The 15,038-nt window shown below is 59.3% G+C and carries 11 protein-coding genes; 6 read left to right on the forward strand and 5 right to left on the reverse strand.

Features of this window, described 5'->3' with window-relative positions:
• Positions 1–94: 94 nt before the first annotated feature.
• Positions 95–1,366: a phosphoribosylamine--glycine ligase gene (gene purD, locus HQN82_RS01370; RefSeq protein WP_112767080.1), complete on the reverse strand. Its 1,272-nt coding sequence runs from the start codon at positions 1,364–1,366 to the stop codon at positions 95–97.
• Positions 1,367–1,789: 423 nt separating this feature from the next.
• Between purD and HQN82_RS01375 the strand changes: the two genes are divergently transcribed.
• From HQN82_RS01375 to ubiA, 4 genes are all read left to right on the forward strand, one after another.
• Positions 1,790–4,114 carry a Tex family protein gene (locus tag HQN82_RS01375; protein ID WP_112767081.1) on the forward strand — a complete coding sequence of 775 codons (2,325 nt, stop codon included), beginning with the start codon at positions 1,790–1,792 and terminating at the stop codon, positions 4,112–4,114.
• 168 nt (positions 4,115–4,282) lie between these two features.
• Positions 4,283–5,539, forward strand: a complete 1,257-nt coding sequence (locus tag HQN82_RS01380; RefSeq protein WP_112767082.1) for a cyclopropane fatty acid synthase — start codon at positions 4,283–4,285, stop codon at positions 5,537–5,539.
• Positions 5,540–5,822: 283 nt separating this feature from the next.
• Positions 5,823–6,623 (forward strand): MipA/OmpV family protein, encoded by an 801-nt coding sequence (locus HQN82_RS01385; protein WP_112553586.1) that lies wholly within the window; start codon positions 5,823–5,825, stop codon positions 6,621–6,623.
• Positions 6,624–6,742: 119 nt separating this feature from the next.
• Entirely contained in the window at positions 6,743–7,696 is a 954-nt protein-coding gene (gene ubiA / locus HQN82_RS01390; RefSeq protein WP_173614464.1) for a 4-hydroxybenzoate octaprenyltransferase, read from the forward strand.
• Positions 7,697–7,768: 72 nt separating this feature from the next.
• Here ubiA and HQN82_RS01395 read toward each other — a convergent pair whose 3' ends face one another.
• The gene (locus HQN82_RS01395) at positions 7,769–8,335 is read right to left on the reverse strand and encodes a DUF6101 family protein (RefSeq protein ID WP_004440141.1); all 567 of its coding nucleotides are present in this window, start codon (positions 8,333–8,335) and stop codon (positions 7,769–7,771) included.
• A gap of 365 nt (positions 8,336–8,700) precedes the next feature.
• Between HQN82_RS01395 and HQN82_RS01400 the strand changes: the two genes are divergently transcribed.
• Complete coding sequence (locus tag HQN82_RS01400) at positions 8,701–11,139, forward strand: DUF1217 domain-containing protein (RefSeq protein WP_173614465.1); 2,439 nt, start codon at positions 8,701–8,703, stop codon at positions 11,137–11,139.
• Between the two features lie 52 nt (positions 11,140–11,191).
• On the opposite strand, the gene HQN82_RS01405 is transcribed toward HQN82_RS01400, so the two are convergent.
• Positions 11,192–12,142, reverse strand: a complete 951-nt coding sequence (locus tag HQN82_RS01405; RefSeq protein ID WP_004440144.1) for a LysR substrate-binding domain-containing protein — start codon at positions 12,140–12,142, stop codon at positions 11,192–11,194.
• A 203-nt stretch (positions 12,143–12,345) separates the two neighbouring features.
• Between HQN82_RS01405 and HQN82_RS01410 the strand changes: the two genes are divergently transcribed.
• Complete coding sequence (locus tag HQN82_RS01410) at positions 12,346–12,627, forward strand: YjiS-like domain-containing protein (protein WP_004440146.1); 282 nt, start codon at positions 12,346–12,348, stop codon at positions 12,625–12,627.
• A gap of 179 nt (positions 12,628–12,806) precedes the next feature.
• Here the strand turns inward: HQN82_RS01410 and HQN82_RS01415 are convergent, their stop codons facing one another.
• A complete protein-coding gene (locus HQN82_RS01415; protein WP_022555671.1) occupies positions 12,807–14,180 on the reverse strand; it encodes a glutamate--cysteine ligase in 1,374 nt (457 codons plus the stop codon).
• Positions 14,181–14,297: 117 nt separating this feature from the next.
• A complete protein-coding gene (locus HQN82_RS01420) occupies positions 14,298–15,035 on the reverse strand; it encodes a 16S rRNA (uracil(1498)-N(3))-methyltransferase (protein ID WP_004440149.1) in 738 nt (245 codons plus the stop codon).
• Positions 15,036–15,038 lie beyond the last annotated feature (3 nt).

Below are 15,038 nucleotides of genomic sequence, written 5' to 3' on the forward strand. Positions count from 1 at the left end.
CGGGCAAGTATTACCGGCGTTTCGTTTCCATCGGGTCAGCAAACTTGGTAAAAATTGAACGAAATATTCGTTGCCGGCCCGTTTGATCTAAAAATCAGGCCTTTTCGCGCGCCACAGCCTGCCAGCCGATATCGCGCCGGCAAAAGCCGTTTTCCCACTCCACCCTGTCCGCCAGCGCATAGGCGTGGGCCTGCGCCTCCGTCACGGTCTTTCCAAGGGCGGTAACGTTCAGCACGCGGCCACCCGTAGCCACCAGCCTGTCGCCCTTCAACGCAGTGCCGGCATGGAACACCTTCGCTTCTTCGCTCGCTTCAGGAATATGCGCGATCGGCGTGTTCTTGTCGTATGCGCCGGGGTAACCCTTGGAAGCCAGGACGACGGTCAGCGCAGCCTCGTCGCGCCATTCCGCGTCAACCCTGTCCAGTGTGCCAGTGGCCGTGGCGTAGAGGATGGGCAGCAGATCACTTTTCAGGCGCATCATCAGCACCTGGCATTCTGGATCGCCGAAGCGCACGTTGTATTCAATGAGTTCCGGGCCCTTGGCGGTGATCATCAGTCCAGCAAAGAACACGCCGGAGAAGGGATTACCATCTTTCGCCATGCCCGAGATCGTCGGCTCGATGATTTCTTTCATGGTGCGCTCCACCATGGTCGCGGTCATTACGGGGGCGGGCGAATAGGCACCCATGCCGCCCGTATTCGGACCGGTATCACCATCGCCGACGCGCTTGTGATCCTGCGCGGTGGCGAGCGCCAGCGCGGTCTTGCCGTCGGAAAGGCAGAAGAAGCTCGCTTCCTCGCCATCGAGGAAGGCCTCCACCACCACTTCGGCGCCGGCCGCGCCGAAAGCGCCGTCGAAGCAGTCGTTAATCGCGGCGAGCGCTTCCGCTTCCGTCATGGCCACGGTCACGCCCTTGCCGGCGGCAAGCCCGTCGGCCTTGATGACGATGGGCGCACCCTGTGCGCGGACATAGTCCTTGGCCGGCTCTGCGGATTTGAAACGCTGGTAAGCGCCGGTCGGAATATCGTAGCGCGCGCAGAGATCCTTCGTGAAACCCTTGGAACCCTCCAGCTGGGCTGCCGCTTTCGATGGCCCGAAAGTGGCGATGCCGGCGGCACGCAGGTCATCCGCCAGACCGGCGACCAGCGGCGCTTCCGGGCCGATGACGACGAAGTCGATTGCCTTTTCTTTCGCAAAGGCGATGACGGCAGCATGATCTTCCACGTTCAGCTCCACTAGCCTCGCATGGTCGGCGATGCCGGGATTGCCGGGGGCTGCGTAGAGCGCATCAAGCAGGGGAGACTGGGCGATTTTCCACGCCAGCGCATGTTCGCGTCCGCCGGAACCGATCAACAGAACTTTCATGGTCAATATCCCTGCAAATTCGCCAGTAACCTTGTGTCAGGGGCGTTAAGGGCAGGGGGGCGAAAGGTCAAGACGAATATGTGGCGATTGCCGCGCGTTTAGCCTGCGAATAGAGGCTGCAAATCCCTCCTCCGTCATGCCGGACTTGATCCGGCATCCAGCCACGGCGCGTCTGCGCCGTGAAAGAGTCTTAAGCGATCAAGGACTTGATCGCACTGGACCCCGGATCAAGTCCGGGGTGACGGTGTGCGGATGGTGCCGTTCTGCATCAGAAATCGCTTTTCGAGACGCCGCGGTCACTACGATGAATTGCCTGTCTTTCCCCTGAAGTCAGCCTTTCCTGTGGAATCGTTGTCGCCTCTTGTTGTCACGCCACAATCAGACATTATGGTCGCCGCTCCAGATATGACAGCAGAGACCCATATGACCGCAGACAACGCCCGCCTCGCCACGCTCATCGCCTCCGAAATCAACGCCCGCCCCGATCAGGTAAAGGCGGCGGTGACCCTGCTGGACGAGGGCGCGACCGTTCCCTTCATCGCCAGATACCGCAAGGAAGTGACGGGAGGGCTTGACGATACCCAGCTGCGCACGCTTTCCGAACGCCTTGTCTATCTGCGCGAACTCAATGCACGTCGCTCTTCCATCGTCGATTCCATCAGCGGGCAGGGAAAGATGACCGATGAGCTGATGGTCAAGATCATGCAGGCGGGCACCAAGGCCGAGCTGGAAGACCTCTACCTGCCCTATAAGCCGAAGCGCCGCACCCGTGCCGAAATCGCCCGCGAAAGGGGCCTCGGGCCGCTTGCCGAAGCAATATGGGAAAACCGCGCCGCCGATCCGGCGAAACTGGCGGAGGCCTATGTGCAGGGCGAGGTGGCCGATGTGAAGGCGGCGCTCGAGGGCGCGCGCGACATCGTGGCTGAAACCATGACGGAAAATGCCGATCTGCTTGGCCGCCTGCGCGATTACATGCGCCAGAACGCCACCTTCCGCGCCAAGGTGGTGGATGGCAAACAGGCGGCCGGCGAGAAATTTTCCGATTATTTCGACCATTCCGAACGCTGGGCAAGCGTGCCGGGCCACCGGGCGCTCGCCATGCTGCGCGGCTGGAACGAGGAAATTCTGACATTGACGATCGATGTCGATGCAGACGATCCCGCACCGGTGAAGCCGGCGCAGCGCACCATCGCCGCCGCCTTCGATATCCGCAATGCTGGCCCCGCCGATCAATGGCTGATGGAGGTCGCCGGCTGGACCTGGCGCGTGAAACTCTCCATGTCGCTGTCGCTCGACCTGATGCGCGAGTTGCGTGAGCGGGCGGAAGAAGAGGCGATCAACGTCTTCGCACGGAACCTCAAGGATCTCCTGCTGGCCGCCCCCGCCGGATCGCGCGCCACCATGGGTCTCGATCCGGGCATCCGCACCGGCGTCAAGGTGGCCGTGGTCGATGGCACCGGCAAGCTGCTGGACACCTCGACGGTTTACCCCTTCCAGCCGAAGAACGACGTGCGCGGCGCGCAGGCGGAACTCGCCTTGCTCATTCGCAAGCACAATGTCGAGCTGATCGCCATCGGCAATGGCACCGGCAGCCGCGAGACGGAAAAGCTGGTGGCCGATCTTCTGGCCCAGCTGCCGGCTTCCGCTTCCGGTATAAAGCCCACCAAGGTCATTGTGTCGGAGGCGGGCGCATCCGTCTATTCCGCTTCGGAACGGGCGGCGGCCGAATTCCCCAATCTCGACGTTTCGCTACGTGGAGCAGTCTCCATCGCCCGCCGCCTTCAGGACCCGCTGGCGGAACTGGTGAAGATCGAGCCGAAATCTATCGGCGTCGGTCAATACCAGCACGATGTCGATCAGGGCCGCCTCAGCCGCTCGCTCGATGCTGTCGTGGAAGATGCCGTGAATGCCGTCGGCGTAGACCTCAACACGGCCTCGTCGCCGCTTCTGGCGCGGGTTTCCGGTCTCGGTGCCTCGATTGCCGATGCCATCGTTGCCCATCGCGATCAGACCGGTCCATTCGCGAGCCGCAAGGAATTGCTCAAAGTGCCGCGCCTCGGCCAGCGCACCTTCGAACAATGCGCGGGCTTCCTGCGCATTCCAAACGGCAAGGAGCCGCTGGATGCCTCGTCCGTTCACCCGGAAGCCTATGGCGTGGCGAAGAAGATCGTCGCCGCCTGCGGCCGCGATCTGCGCTCGCTGATGGGCGATAGCGCCACCTTGAAGTCGCTTGACCCTAAGAAGTTCATAGATGAGCAATTCGGCCTGCCGACCGTCAAGGACATCATCGCCGAACTGGAAAAGCCCGGCCGTGACCCGCGCCCGAGCTTCAAGACCGCGACCTTTGCCGAGGGTGTGGACGAGATCACCGATCTGAAACCCGGCATGTTGCTTGAAGGCACCGTTACCAATGTGGCTGCCTTCGGCGCCTTCGTGGATATCGGCGTGCATCAGGACGGGCTGGTGCATGTCTCGCAGCTCGCCGACCGTTTCGTCAAAGACCCGCATGAGGTCGTCAAGGCGGGTGATGTCGTCAAGGTGCGAGTCGTTGAAGTGGATGTGAAGCGCAAGCGCATCGGGCTGACCATGCGTAAGGATGGTGGTGAGGCTGCGCCGCAGCCGATGCGGGAGAGGGGCAATACAAACGCCATGCGCCACGCGACAGCCAAGCCCAAAGATCGCAACGAGGGGTCGCAATCCGGTGGTGCACTGGCAGCTGCCCTGGCTGAAGCCATGAAGCGGCGCTGACCTGCGGTTGAAATGATTTTTCTGAGTAAGGCCCTGCCATACACCTCGGCAGGGCTTTTTGCTTGATGAAATCGTTCAATTTTTTTGAAATAAGACTATCTTGCAACTTATGCCGAAAGGAATACGGTCAGCAAAATTGATAAGTGAGACTTAGCAATTGGGGGTGCCATGGCGTCGTCTCTGCATGTTCTTCTCGAAAAGATAATCAAGAACGGTGATCTGACCGTCAACAGCCCCGGCGGCAGCCGCACATTTGGCAATGGTGCCGGAAAGAAGGTGGTTCTCAACTTCACCGACGAAGCCGCCATGCAGGAGATTGCCGCCGATCCGGCGCTCAAGCTTGCTGAAATGTACATGGAAGGCCGCGTGAAGGTCGCGGAAGGCGACATTTATGATTTTCTGGCGCTGGTCAAAAGCAATACGCTGAGCGAAGCCCTGTCCTTCGGCATGATCTGGCGTGGCATGGCTCGCATCATCGCCGCCCGCATCAAGATGCATCTGCCGGTCAATCACAACAAGAGCAACGTCGCCCACCATTATGATCTGAGCGCAAAGCTGTTTGACCTCTTTCTCGATGAGGACTGGCAATATTCCTGCGCCTATTTCAATCCGCCCGGCATCAGCCTCTATGAGGCGCAGGTCGCGAAAAAGCGGCACATTGCCGCCAAGCTGATGACCGAGCCGGGCCAGAGTGTTCTGGAAATCGGCTCCGGCTGGGGCGGCATGGCCATGTATATCGCCGAGAGCGCCGGAGCCGATGTCACCGGCATCACGCTTAGCGAGGAACAGCTGCGCGTTTCCCGTGACCGAGCCGCAAAACGCGGTCTTGCCGGCAATGTCCGCTTTGAGTTGCAGGATTATCGTTATCTGCCTTCCTCGAAAAAATACGACCGCATCGTCTCCGTCGGCATGTTCGAACATGTCGGGCCGACCCATTATCGCGACTATTTCGAGAAGGTGGCGGAGGTGCTTGATGATAAGGGCGTGATGGTGCTGCATTCCATCGGGCAGCCCTATCCGGCACTGGCGACCAACCCCTTCATCGAAAAATATATTTTCCCGGGTGGCTATATCCCATCGCTCGCGGAAGTGTTGCCGGCCATCGAGAAGTCGCGGCTGCTGGTGAAGGATATCGAAATTCTGCCCATGCATTATGCCCATACGCTTCGCCACTGGCGGGAACGTTTCGTGGCACGCAGGGCAGAAGCGATCGCGCTTTACGATGAGCGCTTCTTCCGCATGTGGGAGTTTTATCTGGCGGGGTCGGAAATGGCCTTCACCCATGAAAACTTCCACATCTTCCAGATCCAGATCGCCAAGGACCGCGATGCCGTGCCGCATAATCGCGACTACATTGCGCAGAACGAGGCAAAGCTGCTGGAGTTTGAGAAGACCCGGGCGCCGCTGGAGAAAGTGACATTCTGACGACGGTGTGGGCGACGAGTGACCGAATTGCGGAGAGTATTGACAAGCGTCTCCGCAATCTCGGCGTCACCCTCGGGCTTGTTCCGAAGATCTATCCACGTTGCGTAAAGTCCTTCGGTCGCAGATGCTCGGGACAGGCCCGAGCATGACGAACGAGAGGTTTGGCGCCGTGTCGTGAGCCTCGCAGTGGTGTCTGCTTCTTAACGCACTGGTTAATCGAATGGAAAGACAATCCCTCTAATTCTACGGACACCTGTCTGTATTGCGTTTCTGGGGTTCTTTCATGTTCAAGCCATCAGCGGCCGTTGCCGCCTGTGTTGTATCGCTTTTTGCCGTGGGCAATGCCCATGCGGATGGCTGGTTTTCCGGCGACTGGTATCTGAAACTCGGCGGCGCGGGTTTCACTGCGCCGAAATATCAGGGCGATAACAAGAATGAATTCGGCTTTTCGCCCATCATTTCCCTCGGCCGTCAGGGGCAGGGCGCCCGTTTCACCTCCCGGAACGACAGCGCCTCCATCTCGCTTCTGGATAACGGTCCGATCAGCATGGGTCTCGCCGGCCGCCTGATTTCTCCACGTGATGAGGGTGATTCTGCCGATCTGAAGGGCATGACGCGTATCAAGCGCGGCGGCGAGCTTGGTGGTTTTGCCGAGGCTTATCCGACCGACTGGCTGCGCGTTCGCGGCGAAGTTCGTCAGGGCATCCGCAGCCATAGCGGCGTGGTCGGCGATGTCGCTGTCGATGCCTTCACCGATATCGCCCCCGGCATCCAGATTTCGGCCGGCCCGCGCGCCACGTGGGTGAGCAGCAAATACAATGAACGTTATTACGGTGTGAGTGCGGCACAGGCGGCCGCCGGCGCGCCATCGCCCTATAGCCCGGGCGGCGGCCTGCATTCGGCCGGTATCGGCGCCGCCATCACCTGGAAAGTCACCGAAAATGCCGAAGTCGGCTCCTTTGCGGAATATCGCCGCCTGACCGGCGATGCCGCGGACAGTTCGCTCGTGCGCGAGCGCGGTTCGAAGAACCAGTTCATCATCGGGGTTCAGGCGAGCTACAAATTCAATTTCTCCCTGCCCTGACACGAGTGGAGATATGCTCCTGAAAAGCCCCGCCGCGAACAGCTGCGGGGCTTTTCTGCGTGTACGGTCGGCTGCTGAAATCCATTCCGATTTTGCGGCTGATGCTGTAGAACCATCCCATGGTTCACCACAGCGATTTGTCAGACCGCGTCTCCGACGCGCCATCCAATAACTGGGTCTATCGGATTTTGCCGAGGCCCCTCTGGCCCTATGCGCAGCTGGCCCGGTGGGATCGACCCATCGGCTGGCAATTGCTGATGTGGCCATGCTTCTGGTCCGCAGCCCTCGCGGCTAACGCGGCGGTGTCGACCGGCGGCTTTTCCTGGGGCACGCTGCTCTGGCACCTAGTGCTGTTCTTCATCGGATCGGTGGCGATGCGCGGCGCGGGCTGCACCTATAATGATCTGGCCGACCACAAGATCGACACGGCAGTGGCGCGCACCCGCTCGCGACCGCTGCCGTCGGGCCGGGTGAGCCGCGGACAGGCCAAGGTCTTCATCGTCCTGCAGGCGCTTGCCGGGCTGGTCGTCCTCCTGCAGTTCAACACTTTCGCAATCGCGACCGGTATGTTCTCGCTGTTCTTCGTGGCGATCTATCCCTTCGCCAAGCGCTTCACCAACTGGCCGCAATTTTTCCTCGGCCTTGCCTTTTCCTGGGGCGCGCTGATGGGCTGGGCGGGGCAGTTCGGATCGATTGCCTGGCCGGCTGTCCTGCTTTATGTCGGCTCCATCGCCTGGACGATCGGTTATGATACAATTTACGCCCACCAGGACAAGGAAGATGACACGGCGGTGGGCATCGGTTCTACCGCCCTCCTGTTTGGAGAAAACACACATCGCTGGCTGGTTTTCCTTTATGGCACAGCCCTTGCCATGATGTTCCTGTCGTTCTGGACGGCGGGTGTTAACGTCATTGCTTATAGCGGACTTGCCGCCGCGGCTCTCATGCTGTTCCGGCAGGTATGCGTGCTTGATATCGATGACGTTGACCAGTGTCTCGTGCTGTTCAAATCCAACAACCGCGTCGGCGTGCTGATTTTCGCAGGGCTCATTCTGCCGCTGCTGCTGGTGTAAGCTGCGGGAATAGCGAATGAGAAAAAGCCCGGTCGCGTCATCCGCGCCGGGCTTTTTGTGTTATGAAGAAGATCAGTTGCGGGCGATGATTTCCTTGCCCTCGATCTTCATGCTCATGCCGAGCGAACCGGTGGAACGGCGAACGAGGAAGCGCGGGCGGCGCTCCGCGAAATAGGAATGGCGGCGGCGCGGACGGGTATTCTGGGTGCGCACCTTGCCGAGATGTTCTTCCAGCGGACGGGCGACGCCATCGGCTTCCACCATCAGCATGGGAATGCGGTAGGCCTCGGACCAGCTGCGCCAGTCGGCGGCGATATCGCACAGATCGTGGGCGACGAGAAGCGGAACGCAAAGGTCCGGATCGTCGTGATGCAGCTCGAGAGTCACCGTCACCTGCCCGTCACCATGGTCGATGGCGCGGGCGGCAACACCCTTGAAGGCGCGGGCAGGCAGGGCGAAGGACAGAGGCAGGCCGGAAGAGGACAGAACCTTTCTCAGAACGGCGCCCCGTTCATCGAGGGTGACGGCGACATCGGTCGCGCCATTGCCTTTTCCATAGGTGACCTGTTGCGGAAAACGTGCCGGGTCTAACCTGAGAGTGGCGACGGCCCAGTCGGGCTTCAGAACGGTCTTGGTCATGTTTATTCTACCCTTGTTTTACCTGAGAGCCGGTTTCCGGTCTTCTCATCGGGACTTTTCGTCCTCTGATGTCAGGAGAATATCCGCCGCCTGTTCGAGACTGCTTAAAAATCGCGGTTAAGAAAACTTTGCATTCCCAAATGGTTAGCAAAACACACTGTGGCATGGTTTCGCTTGAGTAAAGGAGATCGGGACAATGCGGTTTTTATCCCGGTCGAAATTGTGCTCTTTCAAGCTCCGGGCAAGGCGCGTCCTGCATAGTCGCGTCGGGCCCTGCCGCGCTTCCGGATGGAGGCATGGTGGGGCGGATTCAAGCGGAGTTTCGACGTCCCACGGGGACGAGCGCGGCTCCAGGGGGCATTCGGATGGTATCGACTTATCTCAGCTACGACCTCATCAACCGCGATATGAAGACAAGCATTTCGCGCGTGTCGCAGCAGGCAATCACCGAGCGTCAGACGAAATATTACAAGGAAAACATCGGCAATGTGAAAAGCGTCGATGAATTCCTCGATAACTATCAGCTCTATTCCTATGCCATGGATGCCTTCGGCCTCGGCGAGATGACCTATGCCAAGGCTTTCATGAAAAAGGTGCTGGAGAGCGACCTGAACGACCAGAACAGCTTCGCCAACAAGCTGACGGACGAGCGGTATCGGGAATTTGCCGCTGCCTTCAATTTCACGGCCTCGACAAAGACGGTTCAGACGGAGGCACAGCTCGACAAGATGATCGGGCTCTACGGGACGTCAATCACCGACATGGATGACAGCCTTGCCGAAGAGACCCGCTATTACAAGGCGATCATCGGCACGGTCACCAACGTTGATCAGCTGCTCCAGAACGACAGGGCCCGCGCCTATATATTTCAGGTCTTCAGCATCGATGAGAAGACCTATACCTATTCCCATATCCGGGGATTGATGACGAGCGACATCGCCGATCCCGACAGCTACCTCAATCAGAAATTTGGCGCTGCCTATAATGATGCGGTCGAAAAGCTGACCATGAAAGGTAATATCGAACTGCACGCGGAGGTCACGGCGCGGATCGCCGCAATCGACACTTCGCTCGCGGGAACGGAACTGACAGACGAGCAGCGCACGGCGCTCGAGGCGGAAAAAGTTACCAGGCAGGACCAGCTGACGCAGCTCGAAGCCGTGTTGCCACCCAAGAGCGAGTGGGAAGCGAAGCTTGCCGCGATCACCGCAGAACAGACGACGCTTTCAAATGCCGTTACCCAATATAACAAGATGGCACAGCTCGCCGCCGCCTTCGAATTCAAAAACGATGGCACCGTTGCCGCCGGCGGAGCGCAGAAAGCTGACAATATCAAGGTGATGACGGATGCCTACATCAGCAGCGCACCGCGCGTGACACCGACGGTCGCCACGCTGAACCGGGACTATTTCGAATCGAAGATCGGTTCGATCAAGACCGTGGACGAACTGCTCGCGGATACGCGTCTCCTCAACTATATCAAGGTTGCCTTTGACCTTAACGACCTGACGATCGTGACGGCGACCATCGAGAACATCCTGACCAGCGACCTGAACGACCCGAACAATTACATCGCGACTTTCGGCAAGAACGACAAGCGCTACCTCGCCATGAGGAACGCGTTCAATTTCAAGACGGACGGAACGCTTGCCGACGGCACGATGCCGCAAACGACGCTGCAGACCGCGACCACGACAAGCGGCTACATGACCCATTACGGCGAAAAGGATGACGCCGCCGACGAGAAGGCGCTGACCTTATTCAAGAGTGACATTAGAAGCGTCACCTCCGTCAAGGATTTCCTCGACAGCAGCGCAGTCTATAATTATGCGCTGAAGGCCGTCGGCCTCGATCCGGCCAAGGTGAATGCGGCGGATATTCGCAAGGTCCTCACCAGCGATCTTCAGGACAAAAAGAGCTACGTCTATACGCTGAAAGACGAGCGCTATGTCAAACTGGCGGAGCTTTTCAACTTCGCACCGGACGGAAGTCTGGGCTCCCCGGTGCTGGCACAGTCGGAAATCGAGATGCAGACCATGTCGGCTGACTACATCAAGAAGAAGTCGGCTTTCGGCACTGAGAAAGACAAGGAAACCGCCAAGAAGGAGGCGGAATATTTCACGGGCGAGATGCAGAAGATCAAGACGCTCAAGGATTTTCTGAGCAATGATCGTCTTACGGAATTCGCGATGGAATCGCTTGGTATCGATCCCAAAACTGTAACGAAGGAACAGCTGCAGAAGATGTTCTCGTCGAAACTGGATGATGGCGAAAGCTATCTCAACAAGGAAATGGACCCGGTCTTCCGCCGTCTCGTCACCGCCTTCAACTTCGATTCTGACGGCAATATCCTTCACGAAGACCGCAGCCTGATCCAGACTCGGCGCGGTCTCTACGAGACACTGGACAATTATCTGACCCAGACCCTGGAGACGCAGGCGGGCGAAGAGAATGCCGGCGTCCGTCTGGCGCTTTATTTCAAGCGCATCGCGGCAGGCACGACGTCCTATTATTCCATTCTTGCCGATACCGCGATCCAGAGTTTCATCAACACCACCTTCGGCATTCCTGACGAACTCGGCAATGCCCCGGTCGATACGCAGGTGGCGATGATGAAGAAATATTTCGACATCAAGGATTTTCAGGACCCGGAAAAGGTAAAGAAGCTCGTCGCGCGTTTTACCGTCATGTATGACAACGCGCAGAACACCACAGATCCCATCATGATGCTGTTCAATGGCAGCGGCTCTGCGGGAATCAGCGGCGATACGCTGCTGGCGGTAGCGACGCTGCGCGCGCGATAGGCGCGTTCGGACCGGCTTGTCAGCAGGGCGCGCTCGGCGATCCGCCGCCGGATTACCAGCCCGGCAGCATATGCCCGGCGCGCAGGCGCGGCATCTTCGGATAGGTCTTCACATCGCTGTCCATCTCGTCGACCACGCTCATCGGTGAGATATTGTCGAGGCAGGCGGTGATATGGTCGGTGATGGCATTCACCAGCGATGGGGAAAGGCCCGGTCGTTTCATCAGGCCGATCTGCACCGGCGGCAGCGGCGGGAAGCCGTCTGCGGCGGTCAGAACCTTCATGCCGGTGCGCAGCGCCGATTCCGGCAGCACCGAAACAGCCATGCCCGCCAGCACGGCGGCGGCAACGACGGTTGAAGACCAGCTGGTAAACAGCACCTGGTAATCGCGCCCGTCGGCATCGAGCGCCGAACAGGCGAGCTGGCGCCAGTGGCAGTCACGTCGTCCGACGGCGAGGGGCACCGGGGCATCGTCCTTCAGCGGATGGTTGGCGGAAGCGACCCAGCACAGCGGTTCGGTGCGCACCACATCCGACGAGCGGGCCCGCGGATTGTGGGTGACGAGAGCGATATCCAGTTCGCCGCGCGCCATTTTTTCCGCAAGGCTAACCGACGGCTCGCAGACGATGTAAAGCTCGACATTCGGATGAGTCTTCGCGAAACGCCCGATGATCTCGGGCATGTAGCGGTCGGCATAGTCATCGGGCGTGCCGATGCGCAGCGTGCCCTCCAGCCGGTTGTCATCGAAGGCGGCGATCGCCTCGTTATTGAGGCGGATGATGCGGCGGGCATAGTTCATCAGCTTTTCGCCTTCCGCCGTCAGGCGGTTGCCCCGCCCGTCCTTGGCGAAGAGCTGTTTGCCGATGCGTTCTTCCAGCCGTCGCATCTGCATCGAGACGGCGGACTGTGTCTTGAAAACGCGATCTGCGGCCTTGGTGAAGCTGCCCGTATCGACGATGGCGATGAAGGTGTGCAGCTGGTCTATGTCGAGAGGTGCGGACATGGATAGTCATCCATCAGAATGATTGATGTCTTACATTAGAAACATTCGTTGGACTGATCAATAGTCTTGCGACATTTTGACACCAAGCAAATCAATCTCAACCCCGGGCCGGCGAAACGTCAGGCCCCCAACCCGAGGCAGCTTCTCGCGCGTGGTGCGCCGGGGGCGGTGCCGCATCGTGCCGTTACGAAAGGATAAGTGTCATGCGCACGGCAGAACGGAGAATGGAACTGGAACTTGCAACAGCACGGCCGAACGATACGTTCCGCCGCGTCGCTTTCCGCGTCAAGACCTTCGTGCAGCGCATCTACAATCGTATCGTGGCGAATGGCCTCACCGAGCTGGATGATCGTCTTCTCGCCGATATCGGCCTGGCAAGATCGGACGTCAGCGACGCCCTCAACACGGGCCTGCTGGAAGATCCCACCGCTCATCTGACCCGCGCGGCACGTCGACGGGCCGTAACAAGGTTCAAGACCCTTTGAAATAGTGCCATCCGGCGGGCCTCCAGCTGCCGGAGAGGCCCTCCAGCCGAAAGGTTTCCCCGCAGGGTGATTTGCCAATAGCCCTGCCTTTGCCCGGTGTCAGGCCCCCTCGGCCGCACCGGGTTTTTTTATGTCTGCGATTGGCGCTCTCGCGAAAACCCGAAGCGGTTCCGCTGGTTTTAATACTGGTATTCCTCAAACACAGGAAGAACCGAGCCGTCCCAGCGGCCATTGTAAAGCGCCAGCAAATCTTCGGCGAGTGTCGTTTTCTTCGCCAATACCTCGTCCAGCGAGGACAGGAATACGGTCTCGTCCTGACCTTCGCCATTCAGCCGGTTGCGGTTTTTCAGTCCGGTGCGGGAAATATCGAGCACTTCGCGCGCGATACCGAGAAGTGGCTTGCCGGCGATTTCGGCATTCAGTCCCTTGGCCGGAACCGCATCACGAAGGGCGATGACCTCGTCGAAGCTCCAGGCCGCCGTCAGTGCGTCGGCAGCGTCCAGCGCTTGCCGATCGTAGAGAAGGCCGACCCAGAAGGCTGGCAGGGCGCATATGCGTCTCCACGGGCCGCCGTCGGCGCCGCGCATTTCCAGAAAACGCTTCAGGCGTACATCGGGGAACAGGGTGGAGAGATGGTTCGTCCAGTCGCCCATGGTCGGTTCCCATGCGGCGATTTCGCCCTTGAGCGCGCCATTCATGAACTGACGGAAGGTGACATGGGTGCAATCATGGTATTTGCCGTCGCGCACGATGAAATACATCGGCACGTCGAGCGCCCATTCCACATAGTCCTTGAACCCGAAATCCTCGTTGAAGGTGAAGGGCAAGACGCCCGAGCGGCGATTGTCAGTATCGCGCCAGATATCGCCGCGCCACGAGAGAAGACCGTTCGGTTTGCCCTCCGTAAAGGGCGACGAGGCGAAAAGCGCCGTTGCCAGAGACTGCAGCTTCATGGAAACACGCATCTTCTGGCGCATGTCGGCTTCGGATGAAAAGTCGAGATTAACCTGAATGGTGCAGGTGCGGTACATCATGTCGAGACCCTTGGTCCCGACTTTCGGCATGTAGCGCGTCATGATCGCGTAGCGCGATTTCGGCATGCGTGGCGTTTCGTCAAAGGTCCACAGCGGGCTGCCGCCGATGCCGAGGAAACGGATGCCCATCGGCTCCGCCACTTCGCGCAGCGTCGCCAGATGCTGGTTGGATTCCTTGCAGGTCTGGTGCAGGTTCTCAAGCGGCGCGCCCGAAAGTTCGAACTGCCCGCCCGGTTCGATGGAGATGGCACCCATGCCGTGTTGTTCGCCGAGGCCGATAATGTTTTCACCGTCCATTATCGGGTCCCAGCCGAGCTTCTCCTGCATGCCCTTCAAAAGTGCGGAAATGCTGGCATCGCCGAAATAAGGAACCGGCCGGTTGTCCTCGCGGAAAAAGGCGAATTTTTCGTGCTCGGTGCCGATACGAAAATCGGCTTCAGCTTTGTTACCGCCCGCCAGATAATCGGTAAGCTCCGTAACGGAGGAAAGGGGGGTCTGGTCGGTCGTGTCGCGTGCCATGGCTTACCTTGTTATGACGTCTCTGTTGCGGCGAGGCATATGATTGGCAGATAGGGCCGTATCGTAGCTGGAGGCAAATGAATTTCTTTTAAAGATGCATGAAGAGCAACGGAGCATTCAGTTCCAGTCGCCGACCGTGGCCTGAATGACCGCCAGTGCGGCAACCGCAGCCGTATCTGCCCTCAGAATGCGCGGCCCGAGCGGAATGGGGGTGACGAAGTCGAGGCTGCGCAGAAGCTCCCTTTCTTCCTCCGAGAATCCACCTTCCGGACCGACCAGCAATGCGATTTTGCGTTCCTTCACTGCCTGCAGGATCGGCAGCGGATTTTGCCCCGTATCGCCTTCGTCGCAATAGATGATGCGCCGGTCGTGGGGCCAGGTGTCCAGTATGTCCTTCAGTTTCACCGGCTCGGCTACCTCGGGCAGGGACAGTATGCCGCACTGCTCGGCGGCTTCGATGGCGTTGGCGCGCAATTTTTCGGTGTTGTGGATCTTGCCTTGGACATGCTGTGTCATCACCGGCTGCAACAGGCCGGCCCCCATCTCCACCGCCTTCTGCACCAGGTAATCCATGCGCCCGACTTTCAGCGGCGCGAAAAGATAATGCAGGTCCGCGGGGTTTGGCTGAGGCCGCGTCTGTTCGAGGGGGACGAGCACGATCTTCTTGCGGCTCGGAAAGGCAAGTTTCGCTCTCCACTCGCCGTCCCGACCGTTGAACAGCAGGATTTCCGCACCATCGGTCATGCGCAGCACATTGGCGAGATAGTTGAACTGTTCGGCGGTCGCCTCCAGCGCGACGCCTTCGGCAAGGCTGGCTTCGATATACAGGCGTTGCATCCGGAAATTGGCGCGCATGGG

This window comes from Agrobacterium pusense, assembly GCF_013285525.1.
GTDB lineage: Bacteria > Pseudomonadota > Alphaproteobacteria > Rhizobiales > Rhizobiaceae > Agrobacterium > Agrobacterium pusense.

Bases quoted from the DNA above. Each gene is read 5' to 3' on its own strand.
- HQN82_RS01420 (WP_004440149.1), bottom strand. From the start codon at position 15,035: ATGCGCGCCAATTTCCGGATGCAACGCCTGTATATCGAAGCCAGCCTT.
- HQN82_RS01380 (WP_112767082.1), top strand. From the start codon at position 4,283: ATGGCGTCGTCTCTGCATGTTCTTCTCGAAAAGATAATCAAGAACGGT.
- HQN82_RS01395 (WP_004440141.1), bottom strand. From the start codon at position 8,335: ATGACCAAGACCGTTCTGAAGCCCGACTGGGCCGTCGCCACTCTCAGG.
- HQN82_RS01410 (WP_004440146.1), top strand. From the start codon at position 12,346: ATGCGCACGGCAGAACGGAGAATGGAACTGGAACTTGCAACAGCACGG.
- HQN82_RS01375 (WP_112767081.1), top strand. From the start codon at position 1,790: ATGACCGCAGACAACGCCCGCCTCGCCACGCTCATCGCCTCCGAAATC.
- HQN82_RS01405 (WP_004440144.1), bottom strand. From the start codon at position 12,142: ATGTCCGCACCTCTCGACATAGACCAGCTGCACACCTTCATCGCCATC.
- HQN82_RS01385 (WP_112553586.1), top strand. From the start codon at position 5,823: ATGTTCAAGCCATCAGCGGCCGTTGCCGCCTGTGTTGTATCGCTTTTT.
- ubiA (WP_173614464.1), top strand. From the start codon at position 6,743: ATGGTTCACCACAGCGATTTGTCAGACCGCGTCTCCGACGCGCCATCC.
- HQN82_RS01415 (WP_022555671.1), bottom strand. From the start codon at position 14,180: ATGGCACGCGACACGACCGACCAGACCCCCCTTTCCTCCGTTACGGAG.
- HQN82_RS01400 (WP_173614465.1), top strand. From the start codon at position 8,701: ATGGTATCGACTTATCTCAGCTACGACCTCATCAACCGCGATATGAAG.
- purD (WP_112767080.1), bottom strand. From the start codon at position 1,366: ATGAAAGTTCTGTTGATCGGTTCCGGCGGACGCGAACATGCGCTGGCG.